This is a genomic window from Citrobacter portucalensis, assembly GCF_002042885.1.
In the GTDB taxonomy this organism is placed as follows: Bacteria; Pseudomonadota; Gammaproteobacteria; order Enterobacterales; family Enterobacteriaceae; genus Citrobacter; species Citrobacter portucalensis.
Genome location: NZ_MVFY01000002.1, coordinates 444,156 through 466,825 on the forward strand (window position 1 = coordinate 444,156; position 22,670 = coordinate 466,825).

At 47.3% G+C, this 22,670-nt stretch carries 16 protein-coding genes and 1 pseudogene; 10 read left to right on the plus strand and 7 right to left on the minus strand.

The window, feature by feature from the left end; genetic code table 11:
- Nucleotides 1-163: 163 nt before the first annotated feature.
- From BZK40_RS04840 to melR, 4 genes are all read right to left on the minus strand, one after another.
- Nucleotides 164-799, minus strand: a complete 636-nt coding sequence (locus BZK40_RS04840; RefSeq protein ID WP_003826059.1) for a carbonic anhydrase — start codon at nt 797-799, stop codon at nt 164-166.
- A gap of 154 nt (nt 800-953) precedes the next feature.
- Entirely contained in the window at nt 954-2,126 is a 1,173-nt protein-coding gene (locus BZK40_RS04845; protein ID WP_079934244.1) for a MalY/PatB family protein, read from the minus strand.
- A gap of 123 nt (nt 2,127-2,249) precedes the next feature.
- On the minus strand, nt 2,250-3,710 hold the full coding sequence (nhaC, locus tag BZK40_RS04850) for a Na+/H+ antiporter NhaC (protein ID WP_079934278.1): 1,461 nt from the start codon (nt 3,708-3,710) through the stop codon (nt 2,250-2,252).
- Between the two features lie 193 nt (nt 3,711-3,903).
- Nucleotides 3,904-4,842 (minus strand): transcriptional regulator MelR, encoded by a 939-nt coding sequence (gene melR / locus BZK40_RS04855; RefSeq protein ID WP_079934245.1) that lies wholly within the window; start codon nt 4,840-4,842, stop codon nt 3,904-3,906.
- A 223-nt stretch (nt 4,843-5,065) separates the two neighbouring features.
- Between melR and BZK40_RS04860 the strand changes: the two are divergent.
- Nucleotides 5,066-5,314, plus strand: a pseudogene (locus BZK40_RS04860) (anti-virulence regulator CigR family protein); the annotation flags it as partial.
- 220 nt (nt 5,315-5,534) lie between these two features.
- A complete protein-coding gene (locus BZK40_RS04865; RefSeq protein WP_079934246.1) occupies nt 5,535-6,947 on the plus strand; it encodes a tetratricopeptide repeat protein in 1,413 nt (470 codons plus the stop codon).
- A 56-nt stretch (nt 6,948-7,003) separates the two neighbouring features.
- Here BZK40_RS04865 and BZK40_RS04870 read toward each other — a convergent pair whose 3' ends face one another.
- Nucleotides 7,004-8,752 carry a sigma-54 interaction domain-containing protein gene (locus BZK40_RS04870; RefSeq protein WP_079934247.1) on the minus strand — a complete coding sequence of 583 codons (1,749 nt, stop codon included), beginning with the start codon at nt 8,750-8,752 and terminating at the stop codon, nt 7,004-7,006.
- A 381-nt stretch (nt 8,753-9,133) separates the two neighbouring features.
- Here BZK40_RS04870 and dpaL point away from each other — a divergent pair, with 381 nt between their 5' ends.
- From dpaL to BZK40_RS04890, 4 genes are all read left to right on the plus strand, one after another.
- Nucleotides 9,134-10,348, plus strand: a complete 1,215-nt coding sequence (gene dpaL / locus BZK40_RS04875; protein ID WP_020996285.1) for a diaminopropionate ammonia-lyase — start codon at nt 9,134-9,136, stop codon at nt 10,346-10,348.
- Between the two features lie 32 nt (nt 10,349-10,380).
- Nucleotides 10,381-11,565 (plus strand): YgeY family selenium metabolism-linked hydrolase, encoded by a 1,185-nt coding sequence (locus tag BZK40_RS04880; protein WP_008785574.1) that lies wholly within the window; start codon nt 10,381-10,383, stop codon nt 11,563-11,565.
- Between the two features lie 67 nt (nt 11,566-11,632).
- Nucleotides 11,633-13,225, plus strand: coding sequence for an N-acyl-D-amino-acid deacylase family protein (locus BZK40_RS04885; RefSeq protein WP_008785573.1), 1,593 nt, complete (start codon nt 11,633-11,635; stop codon nt 13,223-13,225).
- Nucleotides 13,226-13,303: 78 nt separating this feature from the next.
- A complete protein-coding gene (locus tag BZK40_RS04890) occupies nt 13,304-14,590 on the plus strand; it encodes an MFS transporter (protein WP_032944659.1) in 1,287 nt (428 codons plus the stop codon).
- A gap of 86 nt (nt 14,591-14,676) precedes the next feature.
- On the opposite strand, the gene BZK40_RS04895 is transcribed toward BZK40_RS04890, so the two are convergent.
- Entirely contained in the window at nt 14,677-15,849 is a 1,173-nt protein-coding gene (locus BZK40_RS04895) for a hypothetical protein (RefSeq protein WP_139762110.1), read from the minus strand.
- 841 nt (nt 15,850-16,690) lie between these two features.
- Here BZK40_RS04895 and evgA point away from each other — a divergent pair.
- A complete protein-coding gene (gene evgA, locus BZK40_RS04900) occupies nt 16,691-17,305 on the plus strand; it encodes an acid-sensing system DNA-binding response regulator EvgA (protein WP_008785570.1) in 615 nt (204 codons plus the stop codon).
- 4 nt (nt 17,306-17,309) lie between these two features.
- Nucleotides 17,310-20,552, plus strand: coding sequence for an ATP-binding protein (locus BZK40_RS04905; RefSeq protein ID WP_079934249.1), 3,243 nt, complete (start codon nt 17,310-17,312; stop codon nt 20,550-20,552).
- Nucleotides 20,553-20,626: 74 nt separating this feature from the next.
- Here the strand turns inward: BZK40_RS04905 and BZK40_RS04910 are convergent, their stop codons facing one another.
- Entirely contained in the window at nt 20,627-21,259 is a 633-nt protein-coding gene (locus BZK40_RS04910) for a YfdX family protein (protein WP_003826081.1), read from the minus strand.
- Between the two features lie 281 nt (nt 21,260-21,540).
- Here BZK40_RS04910 and BZK40_RS04915 point away from each other — a divergent pair, with 281 nt between their 5' ends.
- A complete protein-coding gene (locus BZK40_RS04915) occupies nt 21,541-22,137 on the plus strand; it encodes a DUF308 domain-containing protein (protein ID WP_003826082.1) in 597 nt (198 codons plus the stop codon).
- The gene (locus tag BZK40_RS04920; protein WP_060683356.1) at nt 22,137-22,484 is read left to right on the plus strand and encodes an HdeA/HdeB family chaperone; all 348 of its coding nucleotides are present in this window, start codon (nt 22,137-22,139) and stop codon (nt 22,482-22,484) included. The genes BZK40_RS04915 and BZK40_RS04920 overlap by 1 nt, the downstream gene beginning before the upstream one ends.
- The last annotated feature ends 186 nt before the right edge of the window (nt 22,485-22,670 follow it).

Consider the following 22,670-nt stretch of genomic DNA (forward strand, 5'->3'; position numbering starts at 1 on the left):
TCTGTACTCTGTGCATGAGACCTGTCGCAATATTTTATAATATGTGCGAAATCCGATGTAGGAACACCAGTAGCTATTTTAAAGCTAGTCGCAAGTCTGTGCTTTGTCTATAGCACAAAAGTAGGTAAAAGCTATCCAGAGCATCCTTGCTCCAGTGGGGGAATTACTCGAAATGCACCTGCGGGTTATCTGCAAGGGAAACGTAGGTTTTGCTGTTTTTATCCAGGGTACGGATTTCACCGCTTTCGATGTCATACACCCAACCGTGCAGACGAAGCGCATTATTGCGCAGCCCAACCGCGACACAAGGATGCGTTTTAATGTTGTTAAGCTGTGCGATAACGTTTTCTTCCACCATGGCGTTAACTTTATCTATTGGGTTATCCCAGGTTTTTTTATCGACCACGGCTTTCGCGGCATCGGCATAGTGCAGCCAGTGAGCGACAGCGGGCATTGGATCCAGGGGCTGGCTATCGGCAATGGCTTTCATTGCGCCACAATTAGAGTGACCGCAGATGACGATATCCGTTACGCCAAGTGCGACAACCGCGTATTCGATGGTTGCGGATACACCACCCGGTTCCGGACCAAATGACGGTACGATATTACCGGCGTTGCGGATAACGAAAAGCTGTCCTGGATCTTGCTGAGTAACGAGTTCTGGTACCAGACGGCTATCGGAACAGGAGATGAAAAGTGCCTTAGGATTCTGGCTGGATGCCAGGCTGCGGAAGAGTTCCTTGCGTTGAGGGAAAATCTCTTTTTGGAAGTTGAGGAAGCCCTCGATGATATGTTGCATAGCAGTGTCTCTTGTCTCTGTTTAAGCAGGTTATGATGAAGATCACACTTTCCAGTTTAACACCAGCCGACAGAAGGGAAAGACTTTATAGCAGTTCAGCAACATCTTTGGATAATTTTGCCCCACCGTGGCAGGGCAAATCGTGTGATATACGCTATGCGTTCTGCCATTTCTGGTATGCCGCTTTTAGCCTGTTCATCGCGTCTACCAGTACCGGGCGCGGGCAGCCAACGTTGAGTCTCATGTGCCCCTCTCCACCGGGACCGTATTGCGCCCCAGGTGACAGGCCAAGCCTGGCGTCATGCACAAAAAAAGCGCTTAGCTGCTCATCGCTGAGATCCATTTTTTCCGCATTCAGAAATAACAGATACGACGCGCCGCCATACACTATTGAGATCAAAGGACAGTGCTTTTCAATTTCACTTTTCACAAACGCTACATTGTCGGCCAGATAGGCCAATAATTTCTGGTGCCAGTCGGCGCAATGGGTAAAAGCGCTATAAATGGCCGCCTGCTGCAATGAATGCGTCTCGGCAAGGTAGCAGTTATCCAGAAAGTGGTAGAACTGATGGCGTAATTCATCATTCTTAATAATGGCGATTCCGCCCTGGATCGCCGCCGTATTGAAGGTCTTGCTGATGGAAGTAAGCACGATTGACCGACTATCTGGCGCTTCATCAACAGTAAAAAACGGCAAATGGCGCTTTCCTGGCAGGGTTAAATCACTGTGCACTTCATCAGACAGAATGATGACGCCAGCCTGCTGGCAATAGTGGCTTATTTTTTCCAACGTTTCCCGCGACCACACCATTCCACCTGGATTATGCGGTGAAGGGAACAAAAACATTTTGCACTGCTTGAGTTTCTCTCTGAAATCATGCCAGTCAAATTCATAGTGCCCGTTTTTCTCAATGAGGCGCGTCTGAATCAAATTCCTACCGCTGGTGTTTACCAGATTAGGATAGGGATCATAGATTGGCGTACAGGTTAAAATATTATCGCCTGGACGGGTAAGCGCCATTAAAGAGAGTACGATAGTTTTTATAACACCGGGAATAAAATGTAACCAGTGTGCCTTGATATCGGCATCATACTGTTGTGCATACCAATGAATAACAGATTCTTTCCATTGTGGATAATCCAGGTTATAGCCTTGCACAGGCTGCGACACCACCGAACGCAGCGTGCTCATGATTGGCTCTGGTGTCGCAAAATCCATATCTGCAATCCACAGCGGTAATACATCGGTGGTACCGTACATCTGTTGTAATTGCCCGTATTTACGACAATTAACATCCCTTGTGACAATATCATCAAACAAAGACATTGTTGACTCCTGGAAAGTCTCTGAAAATAGTGTAAGCAACGCAAAAGCGAAGAATGTTTATGTATATCTAATGGATATATTTAATTTACCCTGGTGATAGCTAATATTTAGCTATTTAGTAGTCTATGATTTTTGCTCAACCATATTCTCAGTGGCTTCATTGGGCTCATATTTAGCAATGCCAATACCGGTTGCCGCCCACAGTAGGGCAAAGATGACACCGCTGTAACAGAGGATTGCCCAGGGCAAGTAATCAAGCGTGGCAACGCCCAGCATAGTGGCGCAGTAAACGCCTGAGGCAGACCATGGGATAATCGGTTCGACAACGGTTCCGGCATCTTCAGTGGTTCGCGAGAGGTTTTTTGCCGCAAGACCTCGCTTTTTGTACTCCTCTTTAAAGGCATCACCGCACAGCAGTAACGGTAAGGTCCCATTTGCCGTGCAGGCACAGATGGTAAATGTCGTCACAATCGTGGTAGCCACCAGGCGGAATGTGGATTTAACGCCTTTTGTCAGTGCGTTTATCACGGTGTGCAGAGAGCCTGTCGCACTCATTGCCCCGGCAAAGCTGAAGGCGCTGAAAACGGTAACGAAGCTGCTAAACATTGAAATAGCGCCGCCTCGCTCCAGTAAGCGGGAAACATCGGAAGACAGTGTCGGCAGATTATCTCCGGTAAGCATTGCGAGCTTAAAGCCACTGACCACGGATTCGCCGACAGAGGATGCCGTGAATTGCTGAAAGACTAACGCCAAAATCATTGAGACTATCGTAGATAAAAAGAGCATCGGAATGGGCGGTCTTTTTGACAGTGAGCCATATAAAACGATGATCGGCGGGAGTAGCAGCAGAATATTAAAGTGATAAATCTGACCAATAGAATTCATTAAGTTGGTGATATTTTCTGGCGCGCTGGACGAGGCATCAATGCCCATGCCCATATAGCTGTAAACGACGCAGCAAATAATAAAACCCGGGCCGGTAGTCCACAGCAGGTGGCCGATATGCGAGTACAGGTTTACCCCGGCAGCCAGTGCAGCCATGTTGGTTGAATCAGAAACCGGTGAGAGCTTATCACCAAACCAGCAGCCTGAAACAATAGCACCAGCGGCAATGGGCAGCGAGACATTCAGACCAATCGCTACGCCAATCATGGCAATACCAACGGTCCCTATAGAACCCCAGGAGGTACCGGTGCATACTGAGATCAGTGCTCCCAGCATAAATGCCGAAATATAGAAATATTGAGGGTTAATCCACTTCAGACCATAATAAATCATCATTGGAATAGTACCTGACACCATCCATGCGCCAATTAAGAAACCGATACTGGCGACGATTAATATGACCGGCAGCGCTTCAGATATTTTATTGCAAATAGATTGTAGAATGTCATCCCACGTGTAGCCGTGAGCGATGGCGATAAACGAGGCGGCTGCCGTTCCCATCAGGATCATGGGTTCAGCACGAATATTGAAGATAAAATATCCGATGCTAATCCCGCCCAGCATAACTACCATGGGTAAAACTGACCAAAAGAAAGACAATGGCTTTCTGTTGTTGGGGGTACAGTTATTTAATTCCATAATTTCATCCCAATCATTAATGGTTGAACACGTCAAATAAATACCTGCTACAGGTCACTCATGTCTGAGTAACATAGTTGCCAGAGTTCATGGCTGAACCCTATTTTATTAACTGTTGCAGATTATCTTTTTTGACCTGCTATTCTGGTACTTATATTTTAGTAGTAAGGTAAGAGAACGTTTGTTGAATAAATTACCCCTCGGCATAAGGTGAATGATGTCGGCGTTGTTGACTCAATTTTCGATACTGCTGTGGCGGCATGCCGACGTATTTATGGAACGAACTGTAAAATCGACTGCTGGAGCGAAAACCTGCAATTGTAGCGATATCCAGAATTGTTTTATCCGTATCACTGAGTAAAGCCCGCACATGGTTGATGCGCATCGCGGTAATATACTGTTTCATCGTCAGTTGCATCACCCGATGAAAAATACCCATCGCATAATTGGGATTGAGCTTAACGTGTTCGGCAATAGCATCAACCGTAAGCTGTTTGTCGCAGTTGGCGGCAATAAACTCCAGCATCTGGCTGACGTAAAACTGTGAATGCCGTGAAATACTGTTTTTCTGGGTGCGCGACGTTTTGTTACCCAGTACCGGCCGCCAGCCAGCGAGGCTAAAGCGCTTGAGCATCAGCGCGATTTCATCAATGGCTAACTGGCGAATTTGTTCGTTATCGCTATTGAGTTCATTCTGCCAACGCCGTACTTCAAACGCGCTCAGCTGCTGTGAAGCCAACGAAGTAATCACCATCCCGTGGGTTACGTGATTAATCAGCTCCCTGTCCAGCGGCCAGGATAAAAACAGATGCATCGGTAAGTTGAAGATGGCCATCTGTTTACAGTGTCCGGCATCCGTGAGTTGATGGGGAGTACAGGCCCAGAACAAGGTGATAAAACCCTGTTTGCTCTTCACCACTTCGTCATTAAAAAGATACTCCACATCACCATCAAATGGCACGTTCACCTCAACCTGGCCATGCCAGTGGCTGTAGGTCATAGCCAGCGGCGCCCGCAGTTCGACATCCATACGCTGATACTCGGAATAGAGCGCCAGCGGACTTCGCGACTTTTTCTCATAGCTACGACACATATGAGGGTCGAGCGGCAGCTGCGGGGTACTTTTTGCCATTATGGTTGGGTTCCTGGATAGTGATTCCGGCCATGGGGTAACGCCAAAGCATGAACATAGCTTAACCGAAAAAAAACGTCGTTTTCTCTCCATTTTCGCGAAGTTATTCCCAAAAACTCAGATCCTGTGCCTGTCGCTTGCCGATCTGAGATAGCGGGAATGGCGAGCTGTAATCTCAAAAACGCTCAATCTGGGGAGCCCATGGCAAAGCAACATCCTTAACGTGGCCAGGCAGTATGCCGTCAGATACGGTCTAACGGGCTATAAGTCACTGCCTCCAGGTATTGCCAAAAATCTGGCGCGAGGAAAACCGCTTCCTCCGGGGATCGCCAGGAAGAGCGTTCCGCCATCAATGTTGAATCAACTTCCGTATTACCCGGGCTATGAATGGCAGGTTATTGGCGATAATCTGGTGCTGATTGCACTGAGCACGGCGATTGTCACCGCTGTTATTAATGGTGTGTTTGATTAAGTTTCAACACCATGTCCAGACGAAAGGCCATGTTATTAACATGGCCTTTTTGTTGTGCATAATTCACTAAGGATCACCTGCATAATCAAAGAATTATATTTTGCACATTTCCCAGTTAATATCTGATAGTTCCGACATGGATCACAATCGCAGTTAAATGAGTTGGCTTGCCGTTGGAGCATCTCCATTATGTGCCTTTTCTTAACAAGGATTACGTTTTATGAACATTCGGCCTCTCCTCGCCTTCACTTTCATCGGAATATTGTGGGGTGCGGGATCTTCACAGGGACAAGCAAAAGAGTGGAATAAAGAACCTGTGGCTGTTTTACAGCAGGGTGCTGAGGCGGGAGATGCGCAGGCGCAGTTTGTGCTTGCAACCGTGTACTTAAAAGGTAAAGAGGTAGAGCAGAATTTCAGTAAAGGCAGCGAGTGGCTGACCAAATCGGCTGAGCAGGGTAATGCGAGTGCTCAGCATCTGCTTGCACTGATGTACTACGAGGGCAAAGGCGGCCTGAAAGATGACAAGAAAGCGGCCGAATGGTTTAGCAAAGCGGCGGCCCAGGGGAATGTCGATGCCCAATACTATCTCGGTGTGCTGTATTTCGAAGGTAAGGGCGTGCAGCAGAATGACAAGAAAGCTGTTGAATGGCTGACCCGTGCGGCTGAGCAGGGCAATCTCGATGCGCGTTATCTGCTCGCCTTAGTCTACTTTGATGGTGAGGGCGCGCGCTGGTATGACGGTAAGGTCATTGAGTGGTTTGACAACGAAGTCGGAAAAGGCAATAAGCAGGCCCTAGAGTGGTTAAGCATTGCTGCCGAGCGCGGAAACTATCATGCCATTGAGTGGCTCCATCGTGCGGTTGAGAAGGGCAATCCTGACGCAAAGCGTTTCCTTGAAAGTAAGGCGTCGCTATTAGAGGGCTACAACACCGTTAAGTCATTGAGTAAAGCGGCTGAACGAGGGGATGCCAAAGCGCAGGGATTACTGGGCAGAAAGTACTTTGAAGGTGATGGTGTCGGTCTGGATACTGACAAAGCTTTCGCGCTGTTTAAACAGTCCGCCAGCAAAGGGGACGCGCTGGGCCAGAGCATGCTCGGCGCGATGTATTACCTTGGCGAGGGGGTTGGCGTGGCTCAGGACCACAAAAAAGCGTTTGAGCTGTTTAATCAGGCTGCTCTTCAAGGGGATATGCTGGCCCAGGGCATGCTTGGCATGATGTACGCAAAAGGAGAGGGAACGGTCCAGGACAGTAAAAAAGCGGTGGAGTGGCTGGATAAAGCCGCGGCCCAGGGAGATGCAGGCTCGCAGAAAGATCTTGGCTTGATGTATTTAGAAGGTAATGGCGTCGCTCAGGATGATAAAAAAGCCGCTGAGTGGTTTGAACAGGCCGCAAGAAAGGGAAATGCGGAAGCTCAGGGGATGCTGGGAACCATGTACCTTGAAGGCAAAGGGGTAACTCAGGATTATGCTCAGGCGTATATCTGGAGTGCGGTGGCCTTTGCTAATGGGAATTCTGATGCACAAAATGGACTGGATATCGCGCAGAAGAACCTGAATCCGACAGCCCTGAAAGAAGCTGACGACAAGGCCAGACGCTATTTCGAGCAGCATCGAAATCAATCGGCCCTGTAACGCGCTCGGTTGCACAGTATGGTTTTACGTGAGCCTCTTCGTTAAGAGGGGGAGGCTCACAAACCGTACAGTTTTATTTTTCTATAGAGCGTGGCAATGCTGATCCCCAGTTCTGTCGCGGCTTGTTTTTTCCCCTCAACGCTTGAGCCGAATCGCTGGATGACGTTTTCGATAGCTTCCCTTTCCGCCTGTTTTCCTTTGCTGGCAAGCTGACGGGGTTGCGCGGTCATCGTCGTTTTTCTACCGTCAGCGGCGGTGAGCAGGTAAGGGGGAAGATGGCTGGCGTTGATCCCGGCGGCTTCTCCGCGCATCACAAAAATGTATTCGATCACGTTGCGTAATTCACGAATGTTGCCCGGCCAGTGCCAGGCATAAAGGCGGTTAATAACGTCATCAGGCAGTTTTTGCGGTGGTCGCTGGTAACTGACCGAGAACTCATCGGCAAAATACTGTGCGAGGACCGCGATATCAGCCCGGCGTTCACGCAGGGAAGGAAGTACCAGAGGGACCACGTTCAGCCGATAGAAAAGATCTTCGCGAAACTGATTATTCTCCACCATCGCATTAATGTTTTTGTTAGTTGCAGCAATAATGCGCACATCAATATTGATGGTGTTATTAGAGCCAACGCGGGTGATCGCCTTTTCCTGCAAGACCCTGAGCAGCTTGGCCTGCAGATGCAACGGCATATCGCCAATTTCATCCAGAAACAGGCTGCCGCCGTTGGCCAGTTCAAATTTTCCCATTCGTCCTTTGGGATCGGCCCCGCTGAATGCGCCACGAACATAACCAAACAGTTCGCTTTCCAGCAGTTGTTCGGGGATAGCCGCGCAGTTGATTGTCACGAAAGGCGCGGCTTTACGTGGACTGCTTTGGTGAATGGCAAAAGCCACGACCTCCTTCCCCGAACCACTTTCCCCGGTGATGAGCACGCTGGCGTAACTGTTGGCGATTTTACCGATGGTGCTTCTGAGTTGCTCCATTGAGGGAGAGTGACCAATCAGTCGCACCTGCATGTCGGACTCATAAGGGGATGGAGTAAGGTTACTCAGGTAGTCGTGTGCATCACGAAAGATAACCATGGTTAAGCGATCGTTATCCTGTGAGGAGAGCGAAATTTGTTTGCACAGTACATGATGTTTCTGACCTTCAAGCGTCAGCCACGCTTCTTCATCGCCATACAGGCTATCCCCGGTTGTTTCAATGGTCAGTGGTAATCCCTGAACCTCACGGTTGAGGATGCGATCGGCTGAATGATTGGCATGCCAGATAAGACCCTTGCCATCAATTGCCACCACGCCGCGGTCCATAGCATCGATCAGACGCCGAAATGCGCCAAGCGTTTCCTGCGCGCGTAAACGCTCCAGGCATTCAAAGACCTTACTGGAGATCATTACGGCAATTTGCTCAATAAAGGTGACAAATTTATCAATCTGGCTCAGTAACGTGTCACGCTGTGCCTGGGTTGAGCAAATAATCCCGATCACGCCAATCACGCGATTATTGAGAAAAATGGGTGCGTTCAAATCCAGCATTTCAGAACAGTAGTGGTGTTTTTCACATAACTGGCACAGCGGATGCTCGCCGGGATTTTTGATCAGTACCGTTTCTCGCACCTGCAAAACGTGACGATAGATGTAGCCATTTTTGGCCACGTTCTCATTGAGCATATGCCGATATTTCCCGGTACCCGCGATGCGCATTAAATATTCATCAATGATTTCAACGTCCGTGCCCGTTATGCCAGAAATAGCATCGGCATAATTGCATATATCATCCTGAATATTGCTGAGTACTGAAATCATGGTACTTCTCCGGCAGTGTGTCGCATTTCTCAAGGAAAATGATAAATAGGCGAAGCAATGCAAAAATGATTTGCGAAAAATCAATATATCACGCTGTTTTTGGATGTTTTTCTTATTTTATCTTCAGCGATCACACTATTTATCAATAATGAGAATTTATCAAAATGAGGCGATAAACTGACGCAGTGATATTTTTTGGTGTCAATTTTTATTTCTATTTAATTTATTGAAATTAAAGCCTTTATTAAAATATCCATAAGAATTTACTCGGTTAATAAAAAGCTGGTAAGCATTTTGCTCTATTGCCAATACCGATAACGGAAATATCTCTGTATTGCACCGATTACAGGGAATGAAATACCAGGACAATGAGGTTTTATGATGCAGGAAAACTTATCATTTTTTATTAACCAGACACCGTTTACCGAACATCCGAACGCGCCGTTGGCACCGTTTAGCCGCCAGGAACTGGTAAAAGCGTTGAATTTTCATCGGTCTATTCCGGGTTACGCGCCGACGCCGCTGTATACGCTACCGGCGCTTTCACAAAAACTGGGCGTAAAAAATATCTACCTCAAAGATGAATCTCAGCGTTTTGGCCTGAAAGCCTTTAAAGCGCTGGGTGGCTCCTATGCGATGGCGTGCCATATCGCTGAATTAGTTGGTAAGGATATCAGCGAACTGCCGTTTGACGTGATGACCAGCGAAGAGGTACGCCACGATCTGCAAACCGTCACGTTTGCCACCACTACTGATGGCAACCACGGTCGCGGCGTGGCATGGATGGCGCGCCAACTGAAGCAAAACGCCGTGGTGTATATGCCGAAGGGCTCTTCGCAGCAACGTCTGACCTCTATCCGTAACGAAGGCGCTACCGCTGAGATCGTCGATATGAACTATGACGATGCGGTTCGTATGACCGCAGAACAGGCCGAAAAGTATGGCTGGATTGTGGTGCAGGATACCGCGTGGGAAGGATACGAAAAGATCCCGCAGTGGATTATGCAGGGCTACGGCACGCTAATGCTGGAGGCGATAGATCAGCTGCATCAGGTTGCGCCGACGCACATTTTTGTGCAGGCAGGCGTCGGCTCGTTTGCCGGAATGGTTCAGGGAATGGTGACGGCAGCCTGGGGGGAGAATCGCCCGAAAGTGATCGTCGCCGAAGCGTTAATTGCCGATTGCCTCTACCGCTCAGCCCGTTCGAAAGAGGGGGATGCCATTGCGGTGGGCGGTGATTTACAAACCGTGATGGCCGGTCTCGCCTGCGGTGAGGCGAACAGTATCGGCTGGAAACTGCTGCGCGATTATGCCAACGCATTTGCCTCCTGTCCTGATGAAGTTGCAGCGTTGGGCATGCGCATGTTGGGCAACCCGCTGGCAGGTGATCCACAGATTATTTCGGGTGAGTCAGGTGCGGTTACTACCGGTCTGCTGGCGCTGCTGATGACCTCGCCTGAACTGGCGCAAACGCGTGAGCAACTGGGGTTGGATGCGCACTCTCGTGTGCTGTTAGTCAGCACCGAAGGGGATACCGACCCGCAACAATATCTGGATATTGTCTGGGGCGGTCAGTACCCGGGCATCAACAAATAATTCCCTGATTGAGAGATATAACGGAGAAACCCATGTTATCTGCAAACCGCATTGAAGAAGTCATTAAAAATTGTCAGGCGCTGATCCAACAAAAAAGTTATTCCGGTCAGGAAGGGGAAGTGGTTAATGCCATAAAAACAATGATGCAGCATTACCAATTCGATGACATCCACGTTGATAAGTACGGCAACATTGTTGGCGGCATTGTCGGCAACCAGCCGGGGAAAACGCTGGTTCTCGATGGACATATCGATACCGTGCCGGTGAATGAAGAGAAGTGGTCCCGCAACCCATACGGCGGCGATATTGAAGATGGCAAAATTTATGGTCGCGGCACAACAGACATGAAAGGCGCCGTGGCGGCGATGATCTCCGCCGTGGGCTTTTTCGGTCAGGACAATCAGCGAAATTTTGCCGGGAAAATCTACGTTGCGTGCATCGTGCATGAAGAGTGTTTTGAAGGTATTGCTGCCCGCCTGGTCAGCGAGCGCTATAAGCCAGACTACGTGATCATCGGTGAAGCTTCCGAGTTAAACCTGAAAATTGGTCAGCGTGGCCGCGCTGAGATTGTGGTCGAAACCTTTGGTAAGCCCGCGCACTCCGCTAACCCACAGGCGGGGATTAACGCGGTGTACAAAATGGCGCAATTGATCGACAAAATTCGCACGATCACGCCGCCGACGCATCCGGTTCTGGGGCCTGGCATTCTGGAACTGACCGACATTAAATCTTCGCCGTACCCGGGAGCCTCGGTGGTACCGGATTACTGTCGCGCAACCTACGATCGCCGTTTGCTGGTGGGTGAAACCAAAGAAAGCGTGATTGCTCCGCTGGAAAATGCGCTTGCTGAACTTATTGCTCAGGATCCGCAGTTTAAGGCCCGAGTGTCCTACGCGGTGGGTCAGGAGTCTTGCTATACCGGCGCCACGATTGAGGGAGAGCGTTTCTTCCCCGGCTGGGTGTACGACGAGTCCGACGAATTTGTGCAGGCAGCGTTAGTGGGCATTCGCGAGGCTGGCTTTAATCCAACCATTACGCAGTACTCATTTTGTACCAACGGTAGCCACTATGCGGGCGAAGCGGGAATCAAAACCATCGGCTTCGGTCCTTCACGAGAAAACCTGGCACACACCATTGATGAGTATATCGAGATCGATCAGTTAACCGGCTCGGCCAGCGGCTATTACAGCATCATCCAGACACTCTATCGCCAATAAAAATAAAGATAACCACCTCTTACCTTACAGGCGGTGTCGCTCAGCAGCACCGCCATGGAGAATAACGATGAAAACCATTTTCAAAAACGGAAATGTAATCGATGGGACAGGCAGTGAAGGCAGAATTGCCGATGTGATGGTTGATGAAGGACGTATTGTCGAAATCGGTCAAATTGAAGTTGGCATCAATGAACAGGTAATTGATGCAACAGGAAAAATTATTTGCCCTGGCTTTATTGATACCCATACGCACTCTGACCTGTCGGCCATTATTAACCCCGCGCTGTCGGCAAAAATTCGTCAGGGTATCACCACCGAACTGTTGGGCCAGGATGGCGTCGCCTTAGCACCGCTACCTGAAGAATATATTCCAGCCTGGCGTAAAAATATCGCCGGGCTGGACGGTGACACCGACAAAATTGACTGGAAGTATAAAAATACAGACGGTTATCTCAATCTGCTGGCATCACGTCATCCGGCGACAAACCTCGCGTATTTAGTTCCTCATGGCAACGTGCGCATGGAAGCGATGGGTCTGGATGGGCGTCCTTCGACCCGTGAAGATGTGGCGAAGATGTGTGAAGTCCTTGAGCGGGAGCTAAAGGCTGGGGCATTTGGACTTTCCACTGGACTTATCTATATGCCTTGCGCCTTTGGTGATACTGCCGAAATGATTGAACTGTGTAAGGTCACGGCGAAATATGACGGGATCTTTGTGGTGCATCAGCGCAGTGAAGCTGACGATATTATCAACTCAACCCAGGAACTGATTGATATCGCCAAAGCCACCGGCGTCTGGCTACATATTTCGCATATGAAGGTTTGCGGCAAGAAAAACTGGGGGCTGATCGACCAGATGCTGGGCATGCTGGAACAGGCGCAGGAAGAGGGAATTCGTATCTCTTTCGACCAGTATCCGTATGTGGCGGGCAGCACGATGCTTGGCGTGATCCTGCCGCCCTGGGTTCACTCCGGTGGTACGGACAAATTACTTGAGCGTCTCGCCTCGCCCGAACTGCGCGCCAAAATGATTGATGATATTCAGCAGGGTATTCCTGGCTGGGATAACTTTATCGATTTTGCCGGCTTGGACCAGATTTTTGTCACCAGCGTGAAAACGGCAAAAAATCAGGATGCTGTCGGTTTGAACCTCGTCCAGTTGGGCGAGCTGCGCGGAAAAGATCCGTATAACGCCACCTTCGATCTGCTCTTTGAAGAGGAAAACGCCGTGGGGATGGTCGACTTCTACGGTACCGAAGAGCACGTGATTAAGTTTCTCTGTCGACCTGAGCAAAACGTCTGTACCGACGGCTTAATGGGGGCTGGCAAACCGCACCCGCGCGTGTTTGGCGCATTCCCTCGCGTACTCGGTAAATATGTCCGTGAAGAGGGATGTCTGAGCTGGGAAGCGGCAATCCGCAAGATGACGGGGAAACCTGCTGAAGTATTGGGTTTGCAGGATCGCGGACTGCTGAAGGTAGGTTATGCAGCGGATATTGTGATGTTCGATCCGAACACAATTACGGATAAAGGCACTTTTGTGGAACCCAATCAGTACCCGGAAGGGATTGAAATTGTCATGGTTAATGGGCGCATTGCCTTAATCAATGGCACGGAAAGTTATGCCTGTAGCGGTACGGTTATTAGAAAACAATATTAATAAATAACGCTAAACACGCATGGATCTATCGCGACTATTTATGGCCGCGGTAGATCACTACACCCTAAGGACATCACAATGAACCTACAAACGTCTTTACCTTCAGGTAAACCCAAGACCTGGAAAGCAAGATATACCGTCCTGACCCTGATCTGGCTGGCGTGGCTGCTCTCTTTTCTCGACAGAATGGTGATGAGCGTTTCGCTCCCTTATATTGGCAAAGATTTAAATCTTGATACGACTCAACAAGGTTTAATTATTAGCGCCTTTTTTATTGGTTATGCTGCGTTTCAAATTCCCGGTGGATTACTGGCGGATAAATTTGGCTCGCGCAAAATCATGGCCATTGGTATTGCATGGTGGTCTGTGTTCACCAGCTTAACCGGCGCTGTGCTGACGCTGCCGCTGATGTTAGCAGTACGATTCTTCTTTGGTATCGGTGAGGGATGTTTCCCGTCGGCCTCATGGAAGATGATATCAACCTATTTCCCGTCGAAAGAGCGTGGTCGCGCCACGGCGATTCAGTCAACGGTTAACACCTTAGGCCCAGCGCTGGCGGTAGTTGTGGCGGCAAGCATCATCGGGGCATTTGGCTGGCACATGGTTTTTATCGTGCTGGGTATTCCCGGTCTGTTTATCGCGGCAGGTATCTACTTATTTACGCGTGACAACCCGAAAGATCACCCTGCCATTACGCAGCAAGACCTGGCGGAGCTGGCTGCTGACGATCAGGGGAGCCTGCAAAACACCAGCGCTATCGCGTTTAAAGACGTACTCAAAATGCCAGTGCTCTGGCAAATGGCCAGTATCTGGTTTTTATTTGATATCACCTTTTGGGGTTTTTCAACCTGGCTACCAAGCTACCTGATTACCGTACGAGAGTTTTCTCTGGCAAAGACCGGTGTCATGGCGGCCATTCCCTTCCTGTTCGGGGCAGGCGGAACATTATTAGGCGGTTATTGCTCGGACAAATTCAAACCCCAGCGTAAAACGCTGTATGTCGTAACCTCTGTTATTGCCGCGGGATTCCTGTATCTGACTTTCAGCGTGAGCAGTGCAGATATGGCGGTGGTTTATCAGTGTGTCTCAGCCCTGTTCATGTTCTTTGCCATGGCGACGTTCTGGGGCATTCTGATGGATACGATCCCGAGCAACATCATGGGGCGGGCATCCGGTATTGTTAACTTTGGCGGCCAGATGGCAGGAGTTGTATCAGCGCCCATCATCGGCTGGCTTATCCAAAGCAGCGGCGGAAGCTATAACAGCGCCTTTATCTTTATGATTGCTGCACTGTTGTGCTCAGCTGTCGTTACACTGACAGTCAAAAGCTCGCAGGCAGTGGGAGCGTTGCCCAGTAAAGCCTGATTAATGCCTCTCTTGTGGCTCTGTTGTTCCAGAGCCACATTAAGGATGACGGAAATAAGTGATTAAGAGCCTATCCCATTAGGCTCTTAGTGGAAACTCAGGAATCGGTTTGAAAGAAATGCAGAGGATCTTTTAATCGTTTTCTCTAAGGAAAACAGTATAGGATTTTGTAAACTACAAAAATGAGATGTTTTGTTATCTCTTTTATCTATAACAGGAAAGGGGTAAAAAACCTTATTTTTAGGGAAGCATTCTGTATAAATGCTCATATGGTTTAATACTTCGCTGTTCAATGGTTTGGCCTTGTTACATATCTCGTTGGCGAATGCGCTGCATTTGCTGCAATTACAACGACATGCAGAATAGTCAGTCGAGATGAGGGAATCATTATTGCCAATGTTAAATCCTAGCTTTCCTCGCCGGATATAAGCATCCATTATTCCACTGGCTTCATATTTTAGCAGTAATCCCTCCCGTTCACTCCGCGTTAAAGATGGCGATAATATATAACTCAGCAATAAGGTGGTTCTTTCATTTATGGATGGATATAGATTTAACTTGTTGATCTGTTTCGTCTTAATGATGAAATAGGACGCGATGACAAAGCCAAGGCATCGAGCGGTACTCATCTGCAGATCCCAGCTGTCTTTTTGTACGGTATATTCGTAAGTTACAGGCATGAGTGAATGTTCGTACGCTAGAAAGTCGGCAATAAACTCCATGGTCCTGATATACGGAAGTTGGTTGCCATTCATCTTGATGTATTGATGCTGGCAACACATCAAATGAACCAATTCATGAAAGAAAACGAAGTTCATAAAAGAGCGGGCGGTGTTAAGAGATACCTCTACTGAATGTATGTCAACGCGATTGGCTATAATACATAGCGCTGTATCGGCTAAGGCTGTGTGTTTAAATATGGAGGCAAGATCGAGACTGATGTTTAAGTTGTATGTTCCTGCAACAATAATTACCCATGAATAGAATCTGTGATTAATTGCAATATATGCAATATCTTCGTGGATAACTATCTGGATTAATGGTTCATTTTCGTTCACAAAACCCCATACGGTTTTGTTCACCGGGATGAGTGAGTCTTTACCCAGCCAGGCTTCGATCATCAAATCCAACTCAGTAAATGAGTACCATGTAATATCGGTATCAATATTTTCAGGTGAACACCAGGATTGATAAGGCCATGCGTCAGGCATTGTGTCAGGGAATGCAACATTGTTTAATGATTCTCGTATTTGATTCATTTTGCTATACGCCATCAATCAATTGCTTTGCTTACTACCAGAAGAGAAGCGTAACTTGCTGTTCTGGTAACCTATTTTTCTCCTTAGAATGTGAAAGTGGTGCTTTTAACGTTGGCCGGTTTTTCTTCCCGCCAGGTTGTGCCAGTGTACGATCCTTCTGGATTTACAGTTTCTCCAAAATTCAGGTTAGTAAAATTGTTATCACCCGAAAGTATGAAAAAATGCTCTATCTTATTTTTTTAGCAGCGCATCGATGTAACCTGGGAAATTTGAAATGCGCTGTTTCTGCTTTATTTAAGCATAAAGACAAGTGTAGGATAATTTCATATAGAAATAAAATTAACAAAGAACTGTCGTAGGCAACGTATTGAAAATAATATTTGTTTTTAATGTAAAGTTGCTGGCATAGAAATGTGCATAGGAATGTCCAACGTAAACGGCTATTTGATGGCGGCTTTCCACCATGCCATCCTAACGGGAGGTTCGTCAGATGAGGGGCATTTTCCGTATTTTTACGGTTCTAATGCTTACTACGCTATTGATATTAATAACTTTGTTAAGAATGAACCCTAATAAATGAAAGACCTGTCCTACATGTGTAGGAATTTTCCTTTACGTTGTGTTAATGATTTGATATTTACAAAGGTTCAAGGTTTAATTTTTGTAAATTAAAATGTTACTTTTATGATTTATTCATTCGAATTATGAAAAAATAATAAAATATACGCGTGGCTATGCTAGAATTTTCCTCTTAAAGTCTTGCGTTTATAAAACATAATATTGAAGACTCATCTGCTCTATAGCCATCGCCTCTCTTTATTTATCGGGATTCTTATACGCAATGAACGCGATAATCGTTGACGATCACCCATTGGCTCGCATTGCCATCCGCAACTTACTCGATACCAATGGTATCGCTGTGACCACCGAACTCGACAGTGGGGATCAAGTGGTTCAAACCGTTGAAAAAACTAAACCGGAGCTGTTGATTATCGATGTGGATATTCCGGGTATCAGTGGCATCGAAGTGCTGGAGCAACTGAGAAAGCGGCACTATGCTGGTGTAATCATTATCATTTCAGCCAAAAATGAATTTTTTTACGGCAAACGTAGCGCCGAATACGGTGCTAACGGATTTGTGAGTAAAAAAGAAGGTATGAATAATATTCTTGCCGCAATTGAAGCAGCAAAAAATGGCTATAGCTATTTTCCCTTTTCCCTTGAGCACTTTACTGGTTCATCCGTCAGCGAGCAGGATAAGCTTGATACGTTGTCGAACCAGGAAATGAGAGTATTGCGTTATATCCTTAATGGCATGGATTACAGCACAATTGCCAGCAAAATGAATATCAGTAATAAAACGGTAAGTACCTATAAAAGCCGGTTGATGGAGAAATTAGATTGTTCATCATTAATGGAAATTTATGATTATGCGCAGAGAAATAAAATAGGATAGAGTAATGCTGGAACGCTTTTTTATTTTTTTGATGGTCATCTTTACCATCGGGTTGTCTACGGGTGTAAGCTCAGCTCGGCAAGTTGAGCTAAAAAGTAACTATAATACCTCAGTGCAAAATATCGGCTTGAACAGGGAAGAAACAAACTGGTTAGCGCATAAAAAAACCTTGGTTGTTGGCACCTGGTTACCGGAAGTCTCCCCCATTGTTTATCAAAATAGCGGTGAATATTATCGGGGCGTCAACGCGGATTACCTTGCGTTAATGCAAAAGAACCTCAATCTAAAAATCATTATAAAGCAGTATGATAATGAGCAAGAGGCGCTGGCCGCGCTCGCCAATAACGATGTTGATACGCTGATAACCCAACTGTCCCGACGCCAGGATGTTGGTGGAAATCTGTTGCGCACTTCGGCATTGCTGACCACGTGGCCGACGCTTGTAACATCGCTAAAAAACACTATGCTGCCGCTGACCTCGAACCATCAGGTTAGCGTCGCGTGTGTGCGGGATTGTCCTTTTCTCGATGTTATCCAGGGGGCTTTTCCTGAGGCTAAAGTCTCATTTTATGACGACGAGTATCAGGCTATGGCGTCGGTAGTGAATGGCGATAACCAATATTATATTGGTAACAATATCACCAGCAGTCATTGTATCTCTCGATACTTCTCACAATCACTGGTTATTACGCACTACTTTGATAAGCAAGAACAATATAATTATTTTGTCGTTAACGAAGATCAGCCTGTATTAAGAAATATTCTTGATGGTTTCATTACGTCAATCAGTAATGAAATTCATATGCAAGTCATGCAGAACTGGCTGAACCGCGGCAACCTTGCCTATCTGAATGCGCCTATTCCTTTCACCGATCAGGAAAAAGCGTGGTTGAAGAAAAAGCATGTTATCCGCATTTTAATCAACCCAGATTACTCGCCCTATACGCTGGTCGATCGCAGTGGTGAGTTACGCGGTATTATTGGTGATTTGCTGAATATTATTCATCTGCAAACGGGGCTCGATTTTGAACCCATTTTAGCTAGCTCCAAAAGTGAGCAGACAAAGCAAATAAGCGGCGAACAGTGGGATATGTATCCCACTATCACGCTAACTCATCAAAACCCGAGCAATTCGGCCTTTAGCGATCCGCTGATGAATGTGGCATTTGTGATGATCACTTCCCGTGAGGAAACCGCCGAATCGCTACTGGAGAAGCCGATACGCATTGCTTTGCCTGCCGGGCATGTGCTGGAAAGCGAGCTGAAGCAACGCTATCCGCAGGCCACCTGGGTGAATGCGGATACTGGCAGTGTTGCGATGGCCATGGTCAAGGAGGGCAGCGTTGATGCGGCAATCGCTACCGAATTGTCGGCAAGATTTATGGTCGATCATTACTACCAGAAAAATATGCACTTTTTTAGGCTTACAGATATGCCTGGTGCGTCGGTAAGTTTTGCAATCTCTCCCCGCGAGCCGATGTTGAAGTCTGTTATGGATAAAGCGCTACAGGCCATACCGCCACGTGAAATTTTGCAGATGACGGAGAGGTGGTCGAAAATTTCCAATACGCAGGTCGATTTCTGGAGTCGATATAGCAAACAGTTCTATCAACTGGGGATATTCGCGCTGCTGCTGATAGCAATTAGCCTGATCTGGGGGATCTCACTCTCCCGTGAGGTAAATAAAAGGAAACAATCGCAGCGGCTACTGGAAGAGCAGCTTCATCTCAAAGAAGCATTATCTCAAGAACTGGAAAACGAAAAGAATAAAGCGATTGAAGCAACCAAGGCCAAAAGTCGCTTTCTGGCGAGTATGAGCCATGAATTACGTACTCCGGTAAGTTCGATTGTTGGCTTTGTGGAATTACTGTCGAGTTCAGAACTCAGCCCGGCACAGCGAAAAGAGGCGATTGCCCTTACCGGGGCGACGGCCCAGTCATTGCTTGGACTGATCGGTAAGATTCTGGATGTGGATAAGATTGAGTCTGGTAAATACCAGGTTGTTCCTCAATGGACGGATCTCTCGCAGCTCATTGAATTGCAGTGCCACTCTTTCGATGCCTTAGCCAGACAGAAAGGCATTACGCTTGCCTGCGTTAGCCAGTTGCCGGCGAACGAGCGGGTATTTGTCGATCAGCAGGCTTTGCGGCAAATTCTCACCAACTTGGTGGGTAATGCGTTGAAGTTTACCGAGCAGGGCAGCATTCATGTGACGGCCCGTTTGATGCCTGAGGGGGAGAATCACGGTACCCTGACTATTGCCATTAGCGACACCGGTTGCGGGATTAGTGAAGAGGAGCAGGCGGGGCTGTTTCAGCGTTACGCTCAGGGACGCTGCGGGCGCCAACAAACCGGTTCTGGTCTGGGGTTATTTATCTGCAAAGAACTGGTGACGTTGATGGGCGGGACGCTGGAGTTGATGAGCGTCCCGTTGCAAGGAACCACGTTTACCATAACGCTGCCGGTTGAAACGGCTCGTCAGTCGATTGTATCGGATGGCGATGCGCCCGGTACTCTGTTACCGCTTCCGTGTCTGTCTATTTTGATAGCTGACGATAATCCAACCAATCGCCTGCTGCTCAAGCGACAGTTGAATGCCATTGGCTACAGCGTGGATGAAGCGTGTGATGGGGAGGAAGCAGAAGCCAAACTGGCGAAGAAATCGTACGATCTGCTGATAACCGATGTAAATATGCCGAAAAAAGACGGGTTTGATCTTGCGGCTTCGCTACGTCGTCAACAGCCGAATTTACAAATATGGGGACTGACGGCCAGCGCACTTCCACAGTCACGCGATCGATGCCTGCAAAATGGTATGAACTTGTGCCTGTTCAAGCCTGTGTCGATTCAGACACTGACCCATGAATTGAGTAAAATCGAAACCGGTTATGCGTCTCCTTGTACAATCCGGCATTTGAAATTCAATGTGTTGACGGAAAATACCGGCGGCGATCGCGCACTGATGAACGAGATTCTCGAGACATTTCGCGAGGCAACGCTGAATGATATACAAGCGGCTGAGAAAGCCGTTCTGCAAGATGAACCTCAGCTGTTTTTGCGAGCTCTTCACCGGTTGCATGGCTCGGCGCAAATTCTGGGTATCACTGCGCTACAGAACCTGTGCGAACCTTTCGAATCCAGACGACATGACGATCTTCCTCTGACAGTACGCGAGGAGGCATTGCAGAAGATTATTGCTGTTATGCGGGAAATTGAGATTGAGATAGACAGTCTGATTAGCCATTAATCCCCCTGATCGGGTAGCTGTAGCTGCCCGATCAGGAGAGAAAGTCCTGGTTCAACACTCCGTAGTGCTGAGTACTACTGGCCTGCGCCGATCATCTCGCTATCGACCACAATGCCATCTTCAGCACCTTTTAACACAAGGTTTGCTTCATAGTATTTACCGGAAGTCAGCAGTTTTTGCGCGCTGGCAACGGCTTTACGAGTCTGATTCAGAGGCATCAGGTATTGGGTCTGAAGCACGCTGATACCAGCCAGTTGCAGAGTATCCACTGCACCTTTCCAGTCGCCTTTGGCCATTTTGCCATTCGCTGTTTTGATAGCGGATTCTTTGGCCGGAGTCGCAATATAGTCTTCTGACAGCGCGACCGTAGCGTTAATAACCACGTACTGATCGTCAATCATCTTGGCTTTAGGCGCAGCTTTTACAAATTTCGCCCAATCTTTGCTGTCGCCTGCCAGTAGGGAAGCCGCGTCATCGGTTAATTTTTTAGCGCTGTCAGGCTGTCCATGAAACAGGGCCAGACGAGCAAGCTGAATATCACGCATCGCATTTGCGCCTTGCACTGCGACCTGCATAACATCGGCAGCTTCTTTTTGTACATTTGCGGTAGCAGCTTGCGCCGGAGTGGTTGTGGTAGCAGTAGCAGCCATCACTGGTGCTGAACCCATCATGGTTGCAAGCACACCCGCAAGAATAATCTTTTTCATTACTTTCTCCTGAATAAATTTGGTATATGTCACCAAACGCAATAAGCATATTAAATAATGTTAAAGAGAGGAATCAGAGCCAAGATAGAATAATGACCGTTTAATCCTACAAGTGTCAGATGTCTGACATGTGTAGGAATATACGCATAGCGACATTCTCTTGTTCTTATATACGCTTCCTTAGTGGAAGTCTTATCATTCCACTGTAAGTAACATATGTTGAGTGAGTAATAATTCTTGTGTCAACAGGTTACATTGCGTTTATGTATAACGGAGGATGTATGTTTGTTTTTAATCAGCGTAGCCTGAGAGCGTTTAATGAAAAAACACTCGTTCATTATAAAAAGCACGCGACGATTATGGCGGTGTTGATGTTGATTTGTGGCATCTGCTGCTTGATTTATCCGATTGCTGCAGGTGTTTATTTAAGCTATGCAACCGGTTTTATGTTCCTGGTATGTGGTTTCTATTCTATTTATAGCCTGTTTAGTTCAGGTAAAAAGCAATTGAAAGCCAAATTTACCTATGCCTTTTTTGCTATCGCGTGGTTACTGCTGGGTTACTGTTTCCTCGTGAATCCTGTGATAGGCATGAATTCACTGGCAATGGTATTTTGCTGCCTGTTTATTCTGGGGGGGATTTTTCGTATCGCCTCTGGGGTCAAACTGTTCCGTAGTCCGGGTTATGGATGGAACATTTTTATTGGTATTTTTGACCTGCTTATTGCCGGCGTATGGCTGAATATGGATCCCGACAGATCGTATGTATTTACCTCAATTTTTATTGGTGTCGAGATGATCTTTAGTTCTTTAGCTTTTATCAGTCTGCGTAGAAATGCGACGCTGGTTAAAACTGATAAGCTCGCCGATAAAAATTAATGCTAACTCTGGAGCGCATAGTGAATATTAAGATGATGGTTTCTGCGGCTATTCTTGTGACCTCTGTTATGGCACCAATGACCAGTGCTTTGGCTACTCAGGCAACGGAAGCTGCGCCACAAGATATGACCTGTAAAGAATTTGTTGATATGAGTCAGCAATACAAGACGGCAATTGCCTTTGTGATTGTTAATAAAAATTCTGACTTTAAAGGCGATGATTATGTTCCCCTGCATGAGGTGGAAACGGAAGCTGTACCGAAAATGGTTAAAATGTGCCATCAGCATCCGAATACAAAACTGGGTGAACTGGCTGTAAATCTGAAAGGTTCCGGTCTGCACTATTGATTAACCGTTTTGATAGCCTGGCTTTAGTTAGAATTGACAACCTCTGTTCCTACCCTCAGTCGTTCCTTATAAAAAATCCGCGTAATGCTTACCCTGCTATCCACGAGAAACTCGCTGGATAGCCGTGCCCGCTAATAACCGTAGACCTGACAAACGAAGCCCCATCCCTGGGAATTTAATAATCTA